9 protein-coding genes are annotated in these 9,294 nt (G+C 44.0%); 3 read left to right on the forward strand and 6 right to left on the reverse strand.

All coding sequences use genetic code 11. From position 1 onward, the window contains the following. Positions 1-154: 154 nt before the first annotated feature. From HPS54_RS11385 to HPS54_RS11405, 5 genes are all read right to left on the reverse strand, one after another. A complete protein-coding gene (locus HPS54_RS11385) occupies positions 155-2,491 on the reverse strand; it encodes an outer membrane beta-barrel family protein (RefSeq protein WP_172345574.1) in 2,337 nt (778 codons plus the stop codon). Between the two features lie 277 nt (positions 2,492-2,768). Then, complete coding sequence (locus HPS54_RS11390; RefSeq protein WP_172345575.1) at positions 2,769-3,452, reverse strand: MIP family channel protein; 684 nt, start codon at positions 3,450-3,452, stop codon at positions 2,769-2,771. A 304-nt stretch (positions 3,453-3,756) separates the two neighbouring features. Beyond that, complete coding sequence (locus tag HPS54_RS11395) at positions 3,757-4,302, reverse strand: DNA alkylation repair protein (RefSeq protein WP_172345576.1); 546 nt, start codon at positions 4,300-4,302, stop codon at positions 3,757-3,759. 218 nt (positions 4,303-4,520) lie between these two features. Continuing rightward, positions 4,521-6,473, reverse strand: coding sequence for a dipeptidyl-peptidase 3 family protein (locus HPS54_RS11400; protein WP_172345577.1), 1,953 nt, complete (start codon positions 6,471-6,473; stop codon positions 4,521-4,523). 268 nt (positions 6,474-6,741) lie between these two features. After that, positions 6,742-7,035, reverse strand: coding sequence for a helix-turn-helix domain-containing protein (locus tag HPS54_RS11405; protein ID WP_172345578.1), 294 nt, complete (start codon positions 7,033-7,035; stop codon positions 6,742-6,744). A gap of 456 nt (positions 7,036-7,491) precedes the next feature. Between HPS54_RS11405 and rplU the strand changes: the two genes are divergently transcribed. From rplU to HPS54_RS11420, 3 genes are all read left to right on the forward strand, one after another. Further along, a complete protein-coding gene (rplU, locus tag HPS54_RS11410) occupies positions 7,492-7,809 on the forward strand; it encodes a 50S ribosomal protein L21 (RefSeq protein ID WP_172345579.1) in 318 nt (105 codons plus the stop codon). A gap of 20 nt (positions 7,810-7,829) precedes the next feature. Next, complete coding sequence (gene rpmA / locus HPS54_RS11415; protein WP_172345580.1) at positions 7,830-8,093, forward strand: 50S ribosomal protein L27; 264 nt, start codon at positions 7,830-7,832, stop codon at positions 8,091-8,093. Positions 8,094-8,211: 118 nt separating this feature from the next. After that, on the forward strand, positions 8,212-8,625 hold the full coding sequence (locus HPS54_RS11420; protein WP_172345581.1) for a hypothetical protein: 414 nt from the start codon (positions 8,212-8,214) through the stop codon (positions 8,623-8,625). A 152-nt stretch (positions 8,626-8,777) separates the two neighbouring features. Here HPS54_RS11420 and HPS54_RS11425 read toward each other — a convergent pair whose 3' ends face one another. After that, positions 8,778-9,179 carry a cupin domain-containing protein gene (locus tag HPS54_RS11425; protein WP_253952003.1) on the reverse strand — a complete coding sequence of 134 codons (402 nt, stop codon included), beginning with the start codon at positions 9,177-9,179 and terminating at the stop codon, positions 8,778-8,780. Positions 9,180-9,294 lie beyond the last annotated feature (115 nt).

Consider the following 9,294-nt stretch of genomic DNA (forward strand, 5'->3'; position numbering starts at 1 on the left):
GAAACGAACCATATATATCCATACGCAGTAAACAACCGTATAACATTCTGACAATCAAGACAATATCTTTCAGACTCTAAAAGGCGACATATTGTGTTCTGAAAGACGGTCTTTTACACGCCAAGAGACGGCATATTGCAACATATCTTTCCATTTACTCTTCATTTAAGTTCAATCGCTCCATCTCCTCCTTGGCTGCGCTTTGCTCGTTCATTTCCCTACTCTTACGGAAACGCCAGGTAAGGGTTATCCCGAACTTACGGGTCTCGCCAAACTGTTTGTGATTAAAATTCAGGTTGTTCAGCTGCCATGTCGCCTTATTGTGTCCTTTGTCAAACAGGTCGTATATATCAGCCGACAAGTCCAGACGGTCTTTGAGGAATGATTTCTTCAAGCTCAAGTTCAATGAGTAGTATGGCTTCACCTTTAACATCTGCAAATATCCGCCAAGGTTATAGTCTAAACGTGTTGAAAAGAGCAGACCTTTGGGCAAGTTGAAATCACTTGCGACAGAACCTAATATAACGGGACGACCATCATGCAGGGTTGTGCCCTCAGGACCGGGATAATGGAAAAACGATTTCATTAAGACCAGCGAGAACATCGGAGTCCACCATTTTACGGTATGGCGCAAGTAGACACTACCCGTAAGAGCCTGTCTGTTAGAAAAATTCTCTACCCTGCCAACAACAACCGACGGATTTTCGGGCATGCTGAAGAAATTGCCGATGATAGGATGACGGATATAATCATAGCCAAGACTAAGATAAAGAAACTTGTACATCAGCGTATAGTTAAGACAGTAGGTGGTGGAAGCCTTGAGATACGGATTGCCCAACAACATATTGTAGCGGTTCTGATATGCCATATTATCGTTCATATCCGTAAAATCGGGGCGTTGCGTCTCTATATACGCGTTAAGGCTTTGCATCAGCATACCCTTTTGATGACCAATACTAAGCGACGGAAGAAAGTTATGTGTGCCGTGGGTTTCATTCTCTTCCGAATTCCGTTTGTCCTGCCACGAATATACATACTCATAGCGCAATCCTGTTTCAATGTTAAAATCGCCTATCTCCTTGTCATACTTCACAAACAGCGAGTTCTTTGTCTCACGGTTGCTTGTACAGCCTCTATAACCAGAAGAATTGTAAAGGATGTTGTCTTTACCCCATGAATGGCTGAAATCGTAGCCCATGGCAATGTTGCCAAACTTTTCAGTACTGTAAGAGGCGTGTATGTTGGCTGCGGCAATATTCCACCGTGACTTCTGTGTGTATGCCACCGTCTTCTCATCCGAAACATAATCATGCTCCAACAATCTTTTGTCTCCGTCATGCAACTTGTTTACATAGTCGGCACATGTATTCAGGCTCCAGTTACTTCCTATTTTTGTGTTGTAATAAAAATTCAGATGATGACCGGTGATATTGTCGTTATTGCGACCATCTGTATTCATAAACGACGGAACACCTATATTGGGTATCATTGAAATTGTATCACGGCTGCTACCTGTCGTACTGCCGTAACTGCCAATGTATTGAAAGCCAACAGATGACTCCGGAGAGAAACTATACACCATGCCGCCTTTGTAATTATGACTGTTTGCCGACAATAGCGAACGAGTATGTTCGTCCTTATTCCACACGGTGGATGCCTGCGTACGCACCGTGGAATACAAATCATCCTGCGATTTGATCCTACCGTAATAATATGAGAGAAAGAAGTCCCATTTGCCTGTATTATAACCGGAATAAAATCCCGTCCTACCGGACAGATGCTTACCTTGCGTAAGATTTCCTGTGGCATTGAGCGCAAAACCTTCGCCAAGTCGTTTCGTGCGGATGTCTATCACGGCACTGCCTCCAACATTATAGCTCACATCCGTACCGGTGACCACCTTAACAGACTTTATCTGATCCATTTGCAGGTAGTCTACTTCCGAAGCGTCCATAACTTTACGACCGTTTATATAGAACACTAACGATGACTTGCCAATGACCTGCACGCTGCGCCCCGACCGCATTATACCCGGTATACGACTCAACAGTTCGTATATGTCATTCTGTCTTTTCAGTATTCCGTCGTTCTCTACGTCAACCAACAGTCCGTTCCCAGTCAACTTGAACGTTTGTTTCTTTGCAGTAACCTTTACTTCATCAAGCGCAATAGGCAAAGGCTCCATGCAGACAACAGGCAGTTCTTTATCCCCTTCTATACTAATCTCTTTACATATTGTGCGGTAACTAAGGAATGAATAGCGCGCTATATATTTTCCTTCTGCCAAAACAACATCATACATGCCAAGACTGTCTGTTACGGCACCTGTTACAAATATACTGTCCGATACCGAAAGAAGAGCAACGTTTACTAAAGGCATTCCCTTACCGTCAGCCCCCGTTACCTTGCCGGATATTCTATATTGGGCATTAGAAGGCAGGCTGTAGAGACACAACAGCATAAGAGCTAAAAGAACATTGTATTTTTTCATTTATGTCAAGTTGAATATATGAAGGAAAACTTCGCCGTATCATAAACGCATTTATTTTACAAGACACAGGTTGCTTCTGTCCATTGCTTTCTCATAGAAATGTTTTTAAGTATATCATACTACAAAATTATGAATTATTTTGGATATTGCAACTGTCCGAGAAAGAATTGCATATAAAAATATATCCTGAACTCATTGTCCATATAACGGGCACAGAGTTCAGGATATATCAACCTTATAATAAATCAGATAATGAGATTAATATCGGTAAAACATATTAATTCTTATCATCTGCAATCGTTTTCCAAGCTACAGAACTTAAAGCAGCTCCCACAAACGGCGCTACGATAAACAGCCATAACTGCGACAGCGCCTCACCACCCTGGAACAATGCCGGTCCGATACTGCGTGCCGGATTTACGGATGTACCGGTAATGGGGATACATACGATATGTACGAGTACCAGTGTCAGACCGATAGCAAGACCTGCCATATTGCCGGCGCCTTTCTTTTCATCTGTGGAACCAAGCACCACGAGAACGAAAATAAACGTGAACACAGCCTCGGCAATGAATGCCTGCCACATCATTCCGTCCGAGAAACCGTTTGAACCGGTCGCTGTCGGTCCTTCATGAACACCGGTAGACACCAAAACAAACAGTACGGCAGAACCGATTATGGCTCCGACTGTCTGGAACAGCATATACATTCCGGCATCCTTGCCGCTCATTCTTCCCGATAACAACACTCCCAATGTAATGGCAGGATTAATATGGCAACCGGATATGCCGCCAATGGTATATGCCATGGCGATTACAGACAAGCCGAATGCCAGGGCAACGCCTATAGTTCCGACTCCTGCGCCCACTGTTCCGGCTATGCTGCCGGCAAATACCGCGCTTCCACATCCCATTAAGACAAGAACCATGGTTCCAATCATTTCAGCAATGTACTTTTTCATAATGATAAAAATTATAAATTAAAATAGATTATACTTTCTTTAAATACCGACAATAAAGTAGTTTTTACAAAGATAAGCATTTTATCTATATTTATTGCATCAATACTGAAGAACATTTGGTACGGAATAAAATAAGGAGATAGAGGAAGATAGAAAAAGATATGTGACTTACGCCACAGAAGATAAAGGACAATAACTTAGGGAGAAGCAATCAGACATTTGTCTTTTATCTCCCTCTATCTTCTCTTATCTCCCTATATCTCCTTTTATTTATTACCTATCTCCCTCTATCTCCTTTATAAAGTCATTCATTACGGCATGCCCCAAGACATGCCGCTGCCGCACGCCGCACCTGCAACGAGCCACCAGTCAATGCCGCCTGCGCCTGGTCTTCTATCTCGTTTCGGTCTCTGTCATTAAGCATATTGTTTTCTTTCAGCAGTCTTGCCATGACATGGAAGCCGCAAGTCTGATAAATATCACTTGCCGAGGCTATCCACTCGAAAGCGCAGTCTGCCACACCTTTAACATGTCGGAACAAGTTGAATGCCACCATCTCCGCCATCTCGAAAGACGTGGTCTGCTCCAGCCACAGCGACATCAGTTCTGCATCCATCCTTTCTGCCGGCATTATCAGCGTAGCAAGTATCTTGCATTCGCGTATGTCTTCTTTCCACAGTGCTCTGGCAAGGTCATAGTCCTTGCCGTATTCTGCCGCCATGCGCTTAAGAACAGGCAACTCTATGCCCCAGTTTATCTTATACTCTATTCCTTTTTCTCTCATCGACCGAGACACGATGCCGTTCATCGACAAGAAGAACCGTTGTTTTATTTCTTTAAGTTTATCCATTTTATATATTATTTAAAACCATTAGCGACAGGCAAGATAAAAGAAGTTACAGGAAGTTTAGAGGACAATAGAATAAGAAGATAGAGGAAAATAACAGAAGATATGTGGCTTACGCCACAGAAGATAAAGGACAATAGCTTTGGAAGAACTATCCGACATTTGTCTTTTATCTCCCTCTATCTTTTTTATCTTCCCTTATCTCCCCCCTTATTCAATAATCATAAAAATCCAAACTCCCTGCCATACCTCATCATCTGTTCCTCGTACGTCTCCGTGTAATCCACGCTTATATCCGTTATTTCACCATTACCGTCAACAACAGGAGTAAGAACGGGATTGATAAATCCTTTGTAAGGAGCAAGATCAAGACGCTTATAGCGTTCAAGAACTTCGGTATGCAGCTCCGGATCTATATTCACGGCATATCTCTCAACAAGAGCACGCGCCGTATCATAGTCGCCTTCACTCTTTATACGCTGTATCTCTGCCAGTAGCTTTGCGAAGAGCGCGCGCAGTTTGTCATAGCTGTTTATGCGGATAAAAGTCTTTCCGCCACGCACAACCTTTTCTATTACATTTTCATCATGACCTTTATCATAACACCAGTTTGCGATAAGTGCCCTGTTGCGCATGTGTGCCTCCTCTATGCGGGCACCTTGCTTTATCCTAACCAACTGTGTCATCGCGCCGTTCATGATATAGGTATAATACTGTGACTTATAGGCATTCTTGTCCGGAAGCAGCCCGAGCTGCAACATCTTCTCGTCTGCCATGTAATAAAGGGCGAACAGGTCGGCACGGGCTTCTTCAATGGTACTGCCGTATGCCTTCAACGAGTCCGGGTCTACACCGTCGAGCAACCTGCCGCTGCCATGTCCGAGACACTCGTGCAGGTCGGTATGAAGGTCGTCGCAATAACCGCCGTAGCGATCTATAAGTTCCATCGTCTCACGGTCTACGACAAACTCTTCCTTGAATCCGCTGCCGCGCGAAGCCTCGTTATAAGCCGACGTTATGTTGCTTATCGTTATACTCTTGCTTCCATAACGTGCACGTATCCAGTCGGCATTGGGCAGATTAATGCCTATTGCCGTCGCCGGATACTCGTCACCGCCGAGCATTGCCGCACATATAACATTGGCGGTCACTCCTTTTACATGGGGCTTACGGAAACGCGGGTCTACAGGCGAATGGTCTTCAAACCACTGCGCGTTGCCGCTTATCGTCTGCGTGCGCCTGCTGCCTTCCACGTCACGATATTCCACAAGTCCTTCCCACGAGCCTTTCATACCCAACGGGTCGCCGTATACTTCTATAAACCCGTTGATAAAATCCACATGTGCGTCGTTCTCACCGACCCACTCTATACAGAACTTGTTGAACTCGCGCAAATCGCCCGTACGGTAATATCTTACCAAAGTCTCTATAACACTGCGCTGCCTATTGTTCTCTGCCACGGCAGCAGCCTTCTCCAGCCAGAATGTAATCTGTCTTATTGCATCGCCATACATCCCGTCTTCTTTCCACACAATCTCGGCAACCTTTCCATCAACCTTGCTCACATGCGTGTTAAGACCGTATGACACAGGCTCTTCGTCATCCATATCCTTAAGGACATTATAGTACTCCTCCACCTCCTTTTGCGTCACACCGTCATAATAGTTACATGCAGAGGTCCTCACAAGGTCTTCGCCGTCTGCCTGATTGACGCGCATGGGCAATATCTCCGGATTGAATATCACGGGGAAAAGCTCGTTGCACATATCTTCTATGGTTTGTCCTTCTTCAAGGGGCAGTTCCTTTATGTCCGCATCATGCAAGGCTTCTCTTAGGAACTGCTCCGTGAATTCCGGAACGAACTTTTCACATCCGTAGTGGTGGTATATTCCGCTTGAGAACCATACTCGCTTGAGATATACCGCCAATGCCTTGAAAGCGTCGCACTCACGGTCACCCTGGAAGCCTTTGTACACAGCTTCAAGCATCTTTCTTATACGCAGGTTGTACTTGCCGAACTGGTCGAACGTTATGTCACGCCCGCAAAGGGCTGCCTGGGACAGATAATACACAAGTTTCTTCCGTTTGAGCGTTAACTGTTCAAAACCGTTGAGTCTGTATCTCAACATCTGTATGTCTGCAAAGCGCTCGTCGTTATATTTAAAATTCTCCATTTTTTAGGTTATGAGGGTTGTGGGTTATAAGGTTTTTAGGTGACAAGTGTGAGATGGTGAGGTGGTATGTTTGAGGTTATTAGGTGCGAGGTATAAGGTTATAAGGTGAAGATTGCTGTTTTGATTTTCCGGTATAAATAGAGAGCTATTTGTTTAAGAGATTAAATTATATGGTATCCAAAGACAACCACAAGCATTTCTCACCTTAAAAACCAGAAACCTCAGAACCTTACAACCTCATAAGCAACCTCAAAAGTAACCTTAAACCTCAACCCCTAACATTCTTCCTATACCTAAGAGGAGTTGTTCCGGCTATCTTAATAAAATACGTAAAGAAAGACTGCTTATTGAGAAATCCCGCAGCCGTACCTATATCCTCAACGTTCATACTGTCATATTCTTCATTGCTCAGCATCGCCATGGCATCTTCTACACGAAACTTATTGACGAATGTCTTATAATTCATGCCGTAACACTCGCTGAGCACCATGGAGACATAGCGCGGATTGGTCTTCAAGTCTTCTGCCAACTGCCTTACCGTATAATCATTTTTTTTGTACATCCTCTTTGTCTTAACAACGTAGAAAATCTTCTCTTTCAATTCTTTTCTTGTCTTAGGATCCATGTTGTCAATATAACAATTATCTTTTTAGGTGCAAAGATACGGATAAGCCGAAAGCAAAACAACAAATTCATTTGTTTTTTGCCGTACAAAAGCTATAAGACGAGGTTAGATATTATTATTATCTTTATCAAAAAGATATGAAAATATTGAGATCCCCACACCGGCAAGATAAAGAAATTGTTTTCTTTAGAGGAAAGATAGCACTTACTTCCGAAATCCACTGATGGGACGCACATAGTTAATATCTGTTAATACAATATTAAATATCAAATCAAAAATTGATACTATCAATATAAATAAGTAATTTTGCAGCCGATTTAGTCCGTAGAGGCTCAAACAAGTGGCGGCACGATGCCTGCACGCCTCGCGGAGAAACCGTTTTTATAATATATAATGTACGCAATTGTAGAAATTAACGGTCAGCAGTTCAAGGTTGAACAGGGCAAAAAGCTCTTCGTTAACCACATCAAGAACTCTGAGGCAGGTCAAGCTCTTGAGTTTGACAAGGTGTTGCTCGTAGACAACGACGGCACAATCAAGGTTGGCGCACCCACCATAGACGGTGCAAAGGTAGTATGTGAAGTTGTGAATCCGCTGGTAAAGGGAGATAAGGTTATCGTCTTCAAGATGAAGCGCAGAAAGGATTACCGCAAGAAGAACGGTCATCGTGCACAGTTCACAGAGGTTGAAATCAAACAAGTAATCGCTTAATTTTTAGGAGGAAGTAAGAAATGGCACATAAAAAAGGTGTTGGTAGTTCTAAGAACGGTCGTGAATCGGCTTCACAAAGATTAGGCATCAAGATTTTTGGCGGACAGAAGGTTATCGCAGGTAACATCATCGTTAGACAGCGTGGTACCAAGCATAACCCCGGTCAGAATGTAGGTATTGGTAAAGATGATACTCTTTACGCTTTGACAGACGGCATTGTAAACTTCAAGAAGGGTCGTAAGGACAAGAGCGTGGTATCAGTAATACCTGAAGCCGAAGCTTAACAAAAATAACTTATTCCAAACATACATACAAGAAGGTGTGTCTTTTCAGACACACCTTTCTTTATTTTATAGAAGTTCGCAAGAGGAGATACTCCTATTTATTATATTTTTACAGCCCATGACAAAGAAAGAAAAACTGAAATTCTGCAACGCTTTCTTGCTATTCATGACAATCATAATGCTTGCCACAAGCATATTTCTTGAAGCTACGGGGAGCCGCAGCATAACATGTGTGTGTGTACACATCGCCGTGGGCAGTCTGTTTGCCGGCAACGTGGCATGGCACTTGTATCTTCATTATGAGTTGAAATCGTGGTTTGGCAGGCTGCGCAAGCAGAAATCTACTATAACAAGATGGTTCGCCCTGTCCGGATTGCTCACCTTTGCGAGCGGCATCATCACAACATTGCATTGGGTTGCAACGCAACAACATTCGCCTTTCGGCGGAGTGCACGGAAAAATAGGCTTCACATTTCTGCTGCTCGCAATAGCACATACGGCGAAGCGGTGGCGTTTCTTTAAGATGAAGTGAAGATAAAGATTTATAAAGAATTTTAGGGAGATAAAAGAAGATAGAGGGAGATAAAAGATAAATGTCGGATTGCTTTTTCCAAAACTATTGTCCTTTATCTTCTGTGGCGCAAGCCACATATCTTCTTCTGTCTTCCTCTATCTCCCCCTTTTTCAAAGCAGCGACTCGCGTTGCGTAATCTCCGCATCATCCATAGTGCATCCGCGCAGACTTCCTTCACGTGCCTGTATACAAAGGTATGTCATCTTGCCGGCAACAGACGTGTTGCGTATGTTGCGGTCGTGCCCCGTAGCAACGCGTACGATAGAGCCTTCTGCAACGGGGAACACTTCGCCATCCACTTGGAAAGCACCCTTTCCGGACAGTATAATGTAAATTTCCTCGTTCTCCTTATGGCTGTGGAAGAACGGCACAGCCTGTCCCGCATCAAGTGTGCCTATTGATACCTCGCATGATGTCAGTCCCAACACGTCGCGTGCAAATGCCTTACCTTCAAAGTCAGTGATACTACCTGCCATGCCGTGTGCATAGCCGTTGCCTTCTGAAGCTTCCAAATCGAAGTGCAAAACTTTGATTATGGAATAGCCATTACCTCACTCCTCTCGTGAGGGGCTGCCCGAGCGGCGGGGGCGGACGAGACCGCCCCCGAGAGCGGACAACAGCAGGATA

The organism is Xylanibacter caecicola (assembly GCF_013166515.1).
Taxonomy (GTDB): Bacteria; Bacteroidota; Bacteroidia; order Bacteroidales; family Bacteroidaceae; genus Prevotella; species Prevotella caecicola.